The sequence below is a fragment of the Ancylobacter sp. genome, assembly GCF_965249975.1.
Classification (GTDB): Bacteria; Pseudomonadota; Alphaproteobacteria; order Rhizobiales; family Xanthobacteraceae; genus Ancylobacter.
In genome coordinates this window covers 302,712-315,843 of sequence record NZ_CBDFNE010000015.1, presented here as the reverse complement: position 1 = coordinate 315,843, position 13,132 = coordinate 302,712, and the positions used below count along the sequence as shown (strand labels likewise).

The window sequence follows — 13,132 nt, the reverse complement described above, 5'->3', positions numbered from 1 at the left end:
ATGAACGAGCCTTGTCAATGAAAAGGCCCGGCGCGGGCCGGGCCTTTCGGGTCTTGTCAGCGACGGAGCGCCGGGGTGCGGCGCGCCTCAGGCGGCGGCTTCCTCCGTGTCGGCCTCGTCATCGGCCTCGGCGGCATCGGCTTCCGCCTCGCCCTTGCCGGTGCGGCGCGGGCCCTTGAGCAGGTTCTGCTCGATGAGCTTGATCGCCTCGGTTTCCGTCAGATTGTCGACGGCGGCGAGTTCGCGCGCCATGCGGTCGAGCGCGGCTTCATAAAGCTGGCGCTCGGAATAGGACTGCTCGGGCTGCGCCTCGGAACGGTAGAGGTCGCGCACCACTTCGGAGATCGCGACGAGGTCCCCGGAATTGATCTTGGCCTCATATTCCTGGGCGCGGCGGCTCCACATGGTGCGCTTCACGCGGGCGCGGCCCTTGAGGGTTTCCAGCGCCTTCTTCATCACCGTCGGCTCGGAGAGCTTGCGCATGCCGACCGAAGCGATCTTCGGCACGGGGACGCGCAGCGTCATCTTGTCCTTCTCGAAATGGATGACGAACAGCTCAAGCTTGAAGCCCGCAACTTCCTGGTCCTCGATCGCCATAATACGCCCGACGCCATGGGACGGATAGACGATGTGCTCGCCCGTCTTGAAACCCTGGCGGATGTTGCTGGACGGCTTCTTGGTCGACGTCATTCTGTGCCTGCTCCTGGGTCTCGGTTCATCCGGCGCCGCGTCGCCCTCGGCGCGCTGCCGCCTGCGGCCCAGCCGCAGGGAAAAGAAACACCCCGGCGCCCCGCGGATGCGGGAGCCGTACTTCAGCCGTCGACGGAAAATTCAGGGATGCTCTTCCCGCGGCGTGCGCCGCACGAGGAGCGAAGACCCGACATCGGTTCCGGGAGGGGCGCTCCGGGAAGGGAGCGTTGCGCCATGGCAAACCCAATCGACTGCACGAAGGGCTATATAGCACAAATCTGGGGAGAATCAAAATACTGCCGCATTGCAGCGCATACCACGGCGCCGCCGCCGGCGGAAGCGGCAGCGGAGAAAGGCGCGGTCAGCAGGCTGCCGTTACGGCCGCCGCTCAGTCCTGCTTACCCGGTTCGGGCGAGAGATACTGTAGCTTGTCGGGCACACCGTCCCACTCCTTGGCGTCGGGGAGCGGGTCCTTGCGGTCGGTGATGTTCGGCCAGACCTTGGCGTAGTCGGCGTTGAGCGTCAGCCATTTGTCGAGGCCCGGCTCGGTATCCGGCTTGATCGCCTCGGCCGGGCATTCCGGCTCGCACACGCCGCAATCGATGCACTCGTCCGGGTGGATGACGAGGAAGTTCTCACCCTCATAGAAGCAGTCCACCGGACAGACGGAGACGCAGTCGGTGTATTTGCACTTGATGCAATTATCCGTGACTACGTAGGTCATTGATCCAGTCTCCGTGCGGGGCATGTGAATTAGAGGCGCCGGACAACCCCGCAACGGCTCCCCTAGCGCACCTGCCGGGGCCGCGCAACACCATCCCGCGCTTGGCTGCATGGGCGCGGCGCATGGCAGACCTGCCGCGCGGCGAGAGCCTGATCCGATCAGCTTGAATCAAGCTGATCGGTGAATCAGTCTCTTGATGATTGATAGAGGACGTTTTCCGATCTGATTGCGATGCAATCAGGTCGGAACGTGCTCTAGGAGCTCGGTCCGTCCGGCGGCAGCGAGAGGGCCGACTCCGCCGTCACTTCTACATAGGTGGTGAGGGCGGTGGGCGCATCCCCCCGCCGTTCGATGAATCCGGTCACGCGCCACAGCCTTACCCGGGAATCGAGCGAAAGGGTGAGCACATCGCCGATGCGGACGGGATGGCTGGGGGCGGTGACGCGCGCGCCATTCAGCCGCACCCGCCCCGCTTTCACCAGATCGGCCGCGCTGGTGCGGGTGCGCACGCAGCGGGCGTGGAACAGCCAGACATCAAGCCGCTGGCGGACGGGCTCCGCTTCCACGCCGGCCGCAGGCGGGCCGGAACGGGGGCGGGAGCCGGCGCCGCGCATGGGGCTCAGCCGCCCTTCTTCTCCGCCTCCATGCGCGCCTTGAGGGCGAGCAGGGCGGCAAAGGGCGAATCGGGATCGACCGGCTTGTCGCGGCGCGGTTCGCTGCGATGCTCGTTCCGGTGCTCCGGCCGGTTCTGGCCGGCGCGGTGGTCCGGGCGCTCGCCCCGTTCCGGGCGCGGCGGGCGCGGGCCGGAATCGCGGCGGTTGTCGTCACGGCGCGGCTCGCGCTCGCCTTCGGCGCGCTCGGGCCGGCGCTCGCGCCGGTCGTCGCGCGGCGGGCGGCGGCCGCGTTCGCCTTCCGGACGCTCGCCCTGGGGACGGTCGCCCTGCGGACGTTCGCCCTGAGGACGTTCGCCTTGCGGGCGCTCGCGGCGGGCCTCAGTGGCGCCGGCTTCCGCCGGAGCCTGACCACGCGCGCCGGAGCGGTCCTGCGGCGAGCCGTCGCGATTATTGCCGTCGCGATTGTTGCTGTCGCGTCCGCCACGGCGGGCGCCATAGGCCGGGCGGTTCTGCCCCGGCGGACGGCCGGGACGCCAGATTTCGATCATCGCCGGCTCGGCGGGCACCTCAGGCGTGGCCTCGGGCGCCCCCTCGGCGGGCGCCACGTCGACCACCGTCGCGTCGGTCGTGGCCGGTTCCGCCGGCGCCGCCTCGATCACCGGCGCCGCGGCCTCCGCCGCCGGCTCCAGCGCCGGCTCGACGGTCTGGTCGAAGACGGGATCGGTGAACACCTCGCCGCTAACCGCGCCGTCATCCACCGGCAGCGCCTCGCGCACCTCGATGGCGGCGGGGGCCTCTTCCAGCGCCGGCTCGACGGTCTGGTCGAAAGCGACATCGGTGCCGACCGGCACGTCCGGGGCGGCCATGTCCGCCGCCGCTTCAATGGCAGGGGCCTCGAGGACGGGAGTCTCGATCGCGCTCGTCTCGGTCGCCGCCACTTCGGCCACCGCCGGCGTCTCCACCGGCGCCGGGCGGCGCTCCAGGCGATAGCCGAGCGAGCGCAGGATGGAGGCGAAGTCCTCGCCCGCGCAGCCGGCCAGCGAGGTCATGGCGACGGTGGCGATGAAACCATTGCCGTCAAAGGCGCCCGCCGGCTTCTCGCCGGGCGAATTGGGCCGCCAGGCCAGCGCCGGGCGGATGAGGTCGGCGAGGCGTTCGAGAATGTCGACGCGCACCGCCCGCTCGCCCGCCACGCGGAAACCGACGGCGCGGTAGAGCCCCTTCTGGATTTCCGGATCGACCGGGATCGAGGTGCGGCCGGAAGCGGCGAGGTGCGGGAGTTCGTCCAGCCCCTTCTGCTGCAGCCCGCCATGCTTGAGCGCCCAGAGCTGGGCGGCCAGCGCGCGCGGGGCCGGCTTCAGCAGGGTCGGCAGGTAGATGTGGTGGGCGCCGAAGCGCACGCCATGGCCGCGCAGCACGGCGCGGGCCTCCTGCGGCAGCGCCTTCATCTCCTCGGCCACGCGGTGGCGTTCCAGCACACCGAGCGATTCGACCAGCTGGAAGGCGATGCCACGGGCGATGCCGGTCACGTCCTCGGCCTTGCCGAGCACGAGCAGGGCGCCGAGCAGCTTCTCGATATGCGCCTTCAGCCACAATTCGATGCGTGCCTGCACCGCGTCGCGGGCCGGGCCGGTGAGGTGCTCGTCGGCGATGACCTTGAGGCGGGGGGTGAGAACCTCCTCGCCGGGAATGAGCTTGGCGACGGGATCGCCGATCCAGCGCAGCGTGCCGTCGGTGGAGAGCACGAAGGCATCGTCGCCCGCCTCGGACAGGCGCTTGGCGCGGGCCTCGATCTCGCCGGCGAGCGCCTTCTGGGCGGCGGCGCGCAGCGCCTTGGCCTCCGGCCCGCCGGCGGAAGCGTCCGCGGCGAACTGGAATCCGAGAAGGTGGCCGATCACATGGCCTTCAACGACGACGTCGCCGGTCTTGGTGATTTCTGTTTCGAGCATTGCGTTCTCTCGCAGGCGTCTCATCAGCACGCTGGTCCGGCGATCGACGAAGCGGTGGGCGAGCCGCTCGTGAAGCGCATCGGACAGCCTATCCTCCACACGCCGCGTGACACCCTGCCAGTGTTCCGGGTCGTCGAGCCAGTCCGGCCGGTTTGCCGCGAAGGTCAGAGTACGGACCTGCGCTATGCGTCCCGACAGGGTGTCTATGTCACCTTCCGCTCGGTCCGCCAAGGCCACTTGTTTGGCAAACCACTCGGTGGAGAGCCTTCCGCGCTGCATCAGGTCGGCATAGACCGTCGCCACGAGGTCGGAATGGGAGGCCGGGGACACCTTCCGGTAGTCCGGCAGCTGGCAGGCTTCCCACAGCCGTTCGATCGCCGGCGCGCTGTTGGCGAGGCGGCGGATGGCGGGATCGCCGGCCAGCCGTTCCAGCACCAGCACGTCGTCGGCGGTGGGGGCGCGGGTCAGCCCCTCCTCGCGCGGCGGGATGGAAAGCGAGCGGTTCAGCGCCTCGATGCTGGAAAAATCCAGCTGGCTGTTGCGCCATTGCGCCATGCGGTGCGGCTCGAAGGCGTGCGCTTCCAGCCGCTCGACCATTTCCGCGTCGAAGGGCGCGCAGCGCCCGGTCGTGCCGAAGGTGCCGTCGCGCTGGGCGCGGCCGGCGCGGCCGGCGATCTGCGCCATCTCGCCCGGGTTCAGCCGGCGGAACTGCCAGCCGTCGAATTTGGTGTCGCCGGCAAAGGCGACATGGTCGACATCGAGATTGAGCCCCATGCCGATGGCGTCGGTGGCGACGAGATAATCGACGTCGCCATTCTGGTACATCGCGACCTGCGCGTTGCGGGTGCGCGGGGAGAGCGCGCCCAGCACCACCGCCGCCCCGCCCTGCTGGCGGCGGATCAGCTCGGCGATGGCATAGACCTCGTCGGCCGAGAAGGCGACGATGGCCGAGCGGCGCGGCAGGCGGGTGATCTTCTTCTCGCCGGCGAAGGTGAGGTTGGACAGGCGCGGGCGCACCAGAATGCTCACGCCCGGCAGCAGCTTCTCCACCAGCGGGCGCATGGTGGCGGCGCCGAGCAGCAGCGTCTCCTCGCGGCCGCGCCGGTTCAGCAGCCGCTCGGTGAAGACGTGGCCCCGGTCGAGATCGGCGGCGATCTGGATTTCGTCCAGCGCCACGAAGGCGACATCGAGATCCCTAGGCATCGCCTCGACGGTGGCGACCCAGTAGCGCGGATTGTCCGGCTTGATGCGCTCCTCGCCGGTGATCAGCGCCACATTGTGCTCGCCGGCGCGTTCCACCAGCTTGCCATAGACCTCGCGGGCGAGCAGGCGCAGCGGCAGGCCGATCAGCCCGGAGGAATGGCCGAGCATGCGCTCGATGGCCAGGCTGGTCTTGCCGGTATTGGTGGGGCCCAGAACGGCGGTGACGCCGCGCGCGCGCTGCTGCGGCAGCAGGGGCTTGGTGTCGGAGCGCAGTTGGGCCGGCGGGGCGGCGATGTTCATTGAGCCGTTCAGCTGGAGCCGTTCAGAAAAAGCCGTTCAGAAAAGTCATGGCGTCGCGCCGTCGCGGGGAACGCCGGCGGGCGCCTTTTAGCATGGGAAGCCGCATATGGGCACGCCCCCGGCCGATTGCTCGTCCCGCGCGCGAAATGGCTCAAAGGCTCAGGGCATTCCCGAACGCTCAGGGCAGTCCCGCCTTGGCCGGGGTGGCGCGGGTGCCGACCATTTCGCGCGTCTCGAAGGCTTCCGCCTCCAGCGCGGCGATGCCGATGGCGGTGGCGACCGAGGCGCGGAACGGCACCAGCACGCGGGTGCCGGCCACCGGCGCCAGCCACACGAACATGTCCTTGTTCTTCATCATGTACTTCACGCCGGCGCGGTTCGGCTTGTGGCCGGACACCGGGCGATAGGCGACGCGGCAGACCACGGCCGGGCCGGCATAGCCCTTGTCAGCCTTCACCTCGTCAATGCGCTCATAGGAGAGCACGAGATCGTAGCGCTGGCGGCCGTCGAAGATGGCGAGCGTGCGATCGCACGCCTTTTCCGACACCGGCGCCTCGGTGCCGGGCACCAGAACCAGAGCCGCCGTCATCGGATCGAAAATGCCGCGCTTGTCCTTGTCCGCCACCGGCACCCGGTCGGGGGAGGGAATGACGGGTGGCTCGACGCGCATGTCCGACACGCCGGCGGGGGTCATCACCAGGCGGATGGCCTCGCTCTTCTTGTCGGATTCCGCTTCCATGGCGAAGCTGCGCGGGGCGAGCGCGCCGCCGCTGATGGCGCCGCGCGCGCCCGCCGTGCCCTTGCCGGTGGAGACCGCCTGCACCACCCCGGTGAGCCGCCCGCTGCCGGAGGCGATATAGGAATTGCTGTCGATCTCGACGAGAAGCGCGACACGGCCGAGTTCCAGCCCGCCCAGCGACAGCCGGTAGCGGGCGTCCAGCCGCCCGTCGGCGAAGGCATCCGTCACCATCGTGCCCGCGCCGGCGAGCGCGAGGAAAGCCGTGAGGCAGGCGCGCATCATGAAGGCTATTCCCGAATCGGCCCCGCCGGCCGGACGAAGCGTGAATTTATCCCGGTTTCGGATGTGGGGGGAAGGCGGCGGAACTGTGACTCGCCCGCTCACGAACACGACAGCGCCATGACAGGGGCGGCGGACTCCTGCCGCTCCGGCCTTGACGGGCCTGGGTCATCCCCTTATAGGAGCGCACTCTAATTTCCACGGATGCCGCATGCGGGATCGTCGGGCGCTCACAAATGCCTGCGACGCATCGGTTTTGATACAAGGAAGTCCACGATGTCGCGTCGGTGCGAACTTACCGGGAAGGCGGTTCTGACCGGCAATCTCGTGAGCCACTCCAACCGCAAGACCCGTCGGCGCTTTCTGCCGAACCTGGTGAACGTCACGCTCACCAGCGACGTGCTGAAGCGGTCGGTGAAGCTCCGCGTGAGCGCCAATGCCCTCAAGACCGTCGATCATCGCGGCGGCCTCGATGCGTTCCTGCTGAAGGCCCGCAGCGAAGAACTGTCGCCGAAGGCGGCCGAGCTGAAGCGCGCCGTCGCCAAGGCGAGCGTCGCTGCCGCCGCCTGAGCCGATGAAGCTCGCCGGCTCCGAGATCGCGTTCAAGACGCTCGCCCTCCCCGTCCTCTCCATGATGGCGGTGGTGGCGGCGTCGAACGTGCTTGTCCAGTACCCCGTGCAAGCCTTCGGGCTTCAGGAAGTGCTGACCTGGGGCGCCTTCTCCTATCCCGTCGCCTTTCTCGTCAATGACCTGACCAATCGCCGCTTCGGCCCCGCCGTCGCCCGGCAGGTGGTCTATTTCGGCTTCGCCCTCGCGGTGGTGCTGTCGATCTGGCTGGCGACGCCGCGCATCGCGCTGGCCTCGGGCACCGCGTTCCTGTTCGGCCAGCTGCTCGACATCGGCGTCTTCAACCGCCTGCGCCGGATGAGCTGGTGGCAGGCGCCGCTCGCCGGCAGCCTGTTCGGGTCGGCCATCGACACGGCGCTGTTCTTCTCGCTGGCCTTCGCTGGCGATGCCGACATGTCCTTCCCCGTCACCTATGCCTCGACCGGCATTACCGTGCCGCTGTGGATGGGCCTCGCCTATTTCGATTTCCTGGTTAAGGCCGCCTGCGCGCTGCTCGCGCTGCTGCCCTATGGCGCGCTGATGGGCTGGCTCAAGCCCTGGCGCGCGGCCCCCGGCGCTCGCTGAGGCGCCTTTCCGTCTCCCACCTCATTCGACCAGTGCGAAGCGCAGCAGCAGCGTGCGCTGCAGCGGCGAGAAATTGTCGTCGGAAATCAGCGTCAGGATCAGCTCGCCCGCCGCGTTGCGGTGAAGGGCGAGGCCTTCCATGTTGTCGATCGCGGCCACCCGGTTGGCGCTGAGCAGCACCTCGCCCTCGATCACCGCGCCCGGCTGGATGGCACTGAGCGGAAAGCGGCGAAGGCGCAGGGCGACGCCGCGCAGCAGGTCGAAGCGCCGTTCCAGCAGATAGACGTGGCCATCATCGGCAAGCGCCGCGTCGGTGGCGTCGAACTCGTCCGTGCGGGTGATCGTGAAGCGGCCCTTCAGCTTCGGGCCGGCGAGGGGGTCGAACAGGAAGCCGGGCAGGGCGTTCGCGTCGTCCGGGCTTTCCTCGCCGATGACGATCACCGCCGCCGGCACGCCGCCGGGCGGGGCAAGCAGCGTCTCCGGGCCCTGATTGCTGCCGAGCCGTGAGAGCGCCGGGTCGGAAATCAGCCGGCGCCCGGTCGCCACCAGCGGGTCCGGCCCATCGAAGCGCCAGACTTCCTGCACGCGCTCGATCCCCACCAGCACGCCGCCGGGAATGCGGGCGAGCGATTCCACATCGCCGCGCCCCTGGCTCGCCAGCGTCGCGCCCTTGGCGGTGCGCATCGGCGCCATGCGGGCCTCCGCAATGCCGACGGGCGTGTCGCCCTCGCTGACGATGCGGCCGGAGAGCCACCAGCCCTTGTCGGTGACGGCGAGAAAATGCGCGCCGGCCTCGTCCACGATGAGGCCGGAGAGCCCGCCGAACTGGGGCGAGGGCGAGGACAGCACCAGCCCGCCGCGAAACTCCAGCGGCCCGAAGCGCCGCGCGCCGCCGGCATCGAAGCGCTCGATCGGGGCCGCTTGCACGGTGACCGGCTCGGCCACTTGCGCCCGCGCCGGGGCCGGCGCGGCGGCCGCGAGCAGCAGGGCGGCGGCGAGGAAGGTGGAGGCGAGTAAGGTGGAAGCGTGGCGCGTCGCCATGGGAATTTCGTCGCTCCGCGTGGACCGGCGCGGTCGGCCCGAATCGCCGCGTCCGCGCCGGCATATTGCGGTGGCTTTCCTTTCCGTGCCATGTCAGGGCATGAGCCAGGGGACCAAGCCTTCGCCGAGAGCCGCGCATCCCGCCGAACCGGCGCGGCCCTCCCGTGCCGCGACGCCGGCCCGGCCGAAGACGCCGCACCGCCTGCGCCGCCTCGCCGAAAAGCGCGGCGCCATTCTCGATGCCGGGCTGGCGCTGTTCTCCCGCCAGGGCCTGCACGGCACCACGGTGGAGCAGATCGCCCGCACGGCCGCCGTCTCGAAGACCAATCTGTTCTACTATTTCGCCTCCAAGGAAGAGGTCTATGTCGGGGTGCTGAGCCGGCTGCTCGACGAGTGGCTGGACCCCTTGCGCGCGCTGGAGGTGGAGAGCGACCCGGTGGAGGGCATCCGCGCCTATATCGCCCGCAAGATCCGCTTCTCGCGCACCCACCCGGAAGCCTCGCGGCTGTTCTGCCTGGAAGTGGTGCAGGGCGCGCCGCTGCTGCTGCCGGAACTGGAGACCACGCTCCGGCAGCTGGTCGAGGCCAAGGCGGGGGTGATCCGCGGCTGGATCGCCGCCGGCAAGCTGGCGCCGGTCGATCCGCACCACCTCATCTTCGCGCTGTGGGCGACGACGCAACACTATGCCGACTTCGCGCCGCAGATCGACGCGCTGCTCGGCAGGGGGCTGGACGAGGAGGCGTTTGTCGAAGAGGCTACGCGCAACGTGCAGCGCCTTCTCCTCGACGGGCTGCGCCCCCGCTAGTTCGGCGGCTGCGTCCCGTCGGGCGTGCCCGCAGCCAGAAGGACGTTCCGATGAAGCGCCGCGCGCTGCTCCTCACCGCCGCCGGCGCCCTTGTTGCCGCCGCGCTGCCGGTTCTCGCGGCCACGCCGGAGGTGAAGCCGCCGGCGGCGAAGACGCTCGATGTCGACGCCCTGCTCAATGACAAGCAGACCCCGACCTTCGGCAACCCGCAGGGCGATGTCACCATCGTCGCCTTCTTCGACTATCACTGCGGCTATTGCCGCAAGTCGCTCCCCGAGCTCGAACGGCTCGTGGCCGAGGACGGCAAGATCCGCCTCGTCTACAAGGACTGGCCGATCCTGTCGGAATCCTCCGTCGTCGCCGCCCAGCTGGCGCTGGCCGCGACGTATCAGGGCCGCTATCTCGACGCCCACAAGGTGCTGATGAAGATGCCCGCCCGCGCCTCCACCGAGCGGATGAGCGAGGCGCTGGGCGCGGCCGGCATCGACCGCAAGAAGCTGGCCAAGGACCTCAAGGCGCATGCCGGCGAGATCGGCGCCCTGCTCCGGCGCACCAACGACCAGGCCGAGGCGCTCGGCCTGCCGGGCACGCCGGTCTATCTCGTCGGCCCGTTCAAGGTCGCCGCCGCCCTCGACTATCAGGGCTTCAAGGACGTGGTCGCCGACGCCCGCGCCCGTGCCGCCGAGAGCGCGCCGCCGAACTGATCTTTACCCCTCCAGCAGCGCCCGGGCCTGCGCCAGAACGGTGGCGGGCGGCCGGGCGGAATCCAGCCGCACCCAGTCGAGCGGGCCGGCCTCGCGGCCCGCCTGCCAGCGCACCACTTCCGCCGTGGCGTCGGAGGCGTCGCCGCGTCGTGCGGTCACGCGGTCGGTCAGCGCCTCCACCGGCGCGTCCAGCCACAGGCCGAGAAAATCCACCCCGCCTTCCTGCGCCAGGGCGGCAATGTCCGCCCGCTCGTCGGGGCGCTGGTGCACGGCATCGACAATCACCGCATGACCGGCGGCCAGCACCGCCTCCGCCCGCTCGCGCAGCACGGCATAGACCTGTTGCGTCATGTCCAGCGAATAGGCCTCCGGCGGCAGGCGCTCCAGCTCCGGCGTGCCGTTGAGCCGCTTGCGCTCGACATCCGAGCGCAGATGCACCGCGCCGGGTGCCGGCCCGAGGAAGGGCGCCAGCGCGGCGGCGAGCGTGCTCTTGCCGGAACCGGAGAGGCCGCCCACCGCCACCAGCTTCACCGCACGCGGCGTCAGAGCCGCCTGCGCATAGGCGAGATAGGCGCGTGCATCCGCGCCCGCCGCTTGCCGGCCGGCCGGGTCGCGAAAGGCCGCCGCCGCCGCGCCCACCTGCGCGCGTATCGCGGCGCGAAGAGCGAGAAACAGCGGCAGTGCCCCCAGCCCGTCATAGGGCGGGTCGTCGCCACAGGCGATGAGGTAGCGGTTGAGCAGCCGATTCGCCGCGAACGCCATGCCCCGCATGGCGATGTCCATGATGAGGAAGGCGAGGTCGTAGAGCCGGTCGGTGGTGGCGAGTGCCTCGTCGAATTCCAGCGCGTCGAACAGCACCGGCGCGCCGTCGATGAGCGCGATGTTGCGCAGATGCAGGTCGCCATGGCAGCGCCGCACCTCGCCGGCCGCCGCGCGGCGGGCCAGCAGCGGTTCCAGCCGGTCGAAGGCTTCGAGAAAGGCCGCTTCCAGCGCGGCGACCTGCGCCGGCGGCAGCAGGTCGGGTGTCTCGCGCAGCCCGGCGACGACGTTGCGCGCCACCGCCCGCAACGCGCGGCCGCTGGTGCCGGCCACAACAGGGGCCTGCCGGTGCGCCCGCTCCACCGCCTGCGCCAGCGCATCGATCAGCGCGGGGGATAGCCCCTCGCGCGCCGCCACATGGTCGAGCGTCGCGTTCTCGTCGAAGCGGCGCATCTCAACCGCCCATTCCACGATCTCGCCCGATGCGTCACTCGCGCCCACCCGGCCCAGATGCAGCGTCCCGTTCCGCCGCAGGATCGGCACGAGCCCGCGATAAAGCGCCGGCGCGGTGGCGCGGTTCAGTTCCACTTCGCGGGCGCAGGCCCGCCGGCGCTGTTCCAGCGTGGAGAAATCCATGAAGGAGAAGCGCACCGCGCGCTTGATCTTGTACACCGTGTCACCGGCGAGAAAGATCACCGCGCCATGGGTGTCGATACGGCGGACGGGGTCGCTCACGCCGTAGGTGGAGGGGTCGGCGAGCAGGGCGAAGATCGCCTCCTGGTCGGCGACGACATGGTCGCGGGCACTCATGCGCGCCATCTAACCCCGTCGCGCGGGCGCGCGCCATCCGGCACTTGACGCAGGGAACGCCGCGCCGGCGCGATTGACAAGCGCCCCGGCTGGGTCTCCTCCCTTGTCGAACCGTTCCTCACCGCCGCAGGACCCGCCGTGACCGACACCCCCGCCTCCCGCCCGCCTGGCTTCGGCAGCGACAATGTCGCCGGAATCTCGCCCGCCATCCTCCAAGCGCTGGCGGCGGCCAATGAAGGGCCGATGCCCTCCTATGGCGCCGACGCGATTTCCGCCCGCGTCGAGGCGAAGCTCGCCGCGCTGTTCGAGCACGAGGTGAGCGTGCTGCTGGTTTCCACCGGCACCGCCGCCAATGCGCTGGCCTTGTCCGTTCTCACCCCGCCCTGGGGCGCGGTGCTGTGCCATCCTGATAGCCATATCGAGAATGATGAATGCGGCGCGCCGGAATTCTTCACCGGCGGCGCCAAGCTGGTGCATGTGCCGGGGGCGAACGCGAAGATCGATCCCGAAGCGCTGGCGGTGGCCGCCCGCCGCAACCGGGGCGATGTGCATTGCGTGCAGCCCTCCTGCGTCTCCATCACCCAGGCGACCGAGCTCGGCACGCTCTATTCCGTGGACGAGACCGCCGCCCTCGGCGCGGTGTGCCGGGAGGCCGGCTTGCCCTTGCACATGGACGGCTCGCGCTTCGCCAATGCGGTGGCGGCGCTGGGCGCATCGCCCGCCGAGATGACGTGGAAGGCGGGGGTCGACATTCTCTCCTTCGGCGCCACCAAGAATGGCGCGCTGGGGGTGGAGGCCATCGTGCTGTTCGACCCCGCCCGCGCCGGCGAGCTCGCCTTCCGCCGCAAGCGTGCCGGGCACCTTTCCTCCAAGATGCGGTTTCTCGCCGCGCAGATGGACGCCTATCTCGACGGCGATCTCTGGCTCGCCAATGCCCGCCACGCCAATGCCATGGCGGCGCGGCTGGCCGCCGGGCTCTCAGGCATTGCCGGGGTGGAGATACAGGGGAAGGTGGAGGCGAACATGCTGTTCGTCCGCCTGCCCGCGCCCATCTGCGAGGGCCTGCTGGCGCAGGGCTTCCGCTTCTACACCGACCGCTGGGGCGCGGGCGTGGTGCGCCTCGTCACCTCCTTCGCCACCTCGGAGGGCGATGTCGACCGGCTCGTGACGGCGGCGCGGGCACTGGGGTGAGGGGGTGGGCGACCGCGTGCGTGCTTCGAGGCCGGCCTGTCGGCCGGCACCTCAGCATGACGGTGGCTTGTGTGGTCGGAACGTCGTCATCCTGAGGTGCCCGGCCATCGGCCGGGCCTCGAAGCACGCAGG

Annotated in this window: 12 protein-coding genes; 5 read left to right on the top strand and 7 right to left on the bottom strand. The window is 70.0% G+C overall.

Features of this window, described 5'->3' with window-relative positions:
• Window positions 1-87 precede the first annotated feature (87 nt).
• The 5 genes from ACP2AH_RS12235 to ACP2AH_RS12215 all read right to left on the bottom strand — a co-directional run bounded on the left by ACP2AH_RS12235 (window position 88) and on the right by ACP2AH_RS12215 (window position 6,501).
• Window positions 88-690 (bottom strand): CarD family transcriptional regulator, encoded by a 603-nt coding sequence (locus tag ACP2AH_RS12235; RefSeq protein WP_307023399.1) that lies wholly within the window; start codon window positions 688-690, stop codon window positions 88-90.
• Window positions 691-1,078: 388 nt separating this feature from the next.
• Window positions 1,079-1,414: a ferredoxin FdxA gene (fdxA, locus tag ACP2AH_RS12230; protein ID WP_307023397.1), complete on the bottom strand. Its 336-nt coding sequence runs from the start codon at window positions 1,412-1,414 to the stop codon at window positions 1,079-1,081.
• A 254-nt stretch (window positions 1,415-1,668) separates the two neighbouring features.
• Window positions 1,669-2,028, bottom strand: a complete 360-nt coding sequence (locus tag ACP2AH_RS12225) for an RNA-binding S4 domain-containing protein (protein ID WP_425106044.1) — start codon at window positions 2,026-2,028, stop codon at window positions 1,669-1,671.
• Window positions 2,029-2,033: 5 nt separating this feature from the next.
• On the bottom strand, window positions 2,034-5,480 hold the full coding sequence (locus tag ACP2AH_RS12220) for a helicase-related protein (protein WP_425106043.1): 3,447 nt from the start codon (window positions 5,478-5,480) through the stop codon (window positions 2,034-2,036).
• A 178-nt stretch (window positions 5,481-5,658) separates the two neighbouring features.
• Window positions 5,659-6,501 (bottom strand): DUF3108 domain-containing protein, encoded by an 843-nt coding sequence (locus ACP2AH_RS12215; RefSeq protein WP_425106042.1) that lies wholly within the window; start codon window positions 6,499-6,501, stop codon window positions 5,659-5,661.
• Between the two features lie 273 nt (window positions 6,502-6,774).
• Between ACP2AH_RS12215 and rpmB the strand changes: the two genes are divergently transcribed.
• A complete protein-coding gene (gene rpmB / locus ACP2AH_RS12210; RefSeq protein ID WP_244449972.1) occupies window positions 6,775-7,068 on the top strand; it encodes a 50S ribosomal protein L28 in 294 nt (97 codons plus the stop codon).
• A 4-nt stretch (window positions 7,069-7,072) separates the two neighbouring features.
• Window positions 7,073-7,690, top strand: a complete 618-nt coding sequence (locus ACP2AH_RS12205; RefSeq protein ID WP_425106041.1) for a queuosine precursor transporter — start codon at window positions 7,073-7,075, stop codon at window positions 7,688-7,690.
• Between the two features lie 21 nt (window positions 7,691-7,711).
• On the opposite strand, the gene ACP2AH_RS12200 is transcribed toward ACP2AH_RS12205, so the two are convergent.
• Window positions 7,712-8,731: an esterase-like activity of phytase family protein gene (locus tag ACP2AH_RS12200; protein ID WP_425106040.1), complete on the bottom strand. Its 1,020-nt coding sequence runs from the start codon at window positions 8,729-8,731 to the stop codon at window positions 7,712-7,714.
• A 100-nt stretch (window positions 8,732-8,831) separates the two neighbouring features.
• Here ACP2AH_RS12200 and rutR point away from each other — a divergent pair, with 100 nt between their 5' ends.
• Window positions 8,832-9,536, top strand: coding sequence for an HTH-type transcriptional regulator RutR (rutR, locus tag ACP2AH_RS12195; protein ID WP_425106039.1), 705 nt, complete (start codon window positions 8,832-8,834; stop codon window positions 9,534-9,536).
• Window positions 9,537-9,586: 50 nt separating this feature from the next.
• Window positions 9,587-10,240 (top strand): DsbA family protein, encoded by a 654-nt coding sequence (locus ACP2AH_RS12190; RefSeq protein WP_425106038.1) that lies wholly within the window; start codon window positions 9,587-9,589, stop codon window positions 10,238-10,240.
• A 3-nt stretch (window positions 10,241-10,243) separates the two neighbouring features.
• Here the strand turns inward: ACP2AH_RS12190 and ACP2AH_RS12185 are convergent, their stop codons facing one another.
• Window positions 10,244-11,809, bottom strand: a complete 1,566-nt coding sequence (locus tag ACP2AH_RS12185; protein WP_425106037.1) for an AAA family ATPase — start codon at window positions 11,807-11,809, stop codon at window positions 10,244-10,246.
• Window positions 11,810-11,947: 138 nt separating this feature from the next.
• Here ACP2AH_RS12185 and ACP2AH_RS12180 point away from each other — a divergent pair, with 138 nt between their 5' ends.
• The gene (locus ACP2AH_RS12180) at window positions 11,948-13,000 is read left to right on the top strand and encodes a threonine aldolase family protein (RefSeq protein WP_425106036.1); all 1,053 of its coding nucleotides are present in this window, start codon (window positions 11,948-11,950) and stop codon (window positions 12,998-13,000) included.
• Window positions 13,001-13,132 lie beyond the last annotated feature (132 nt).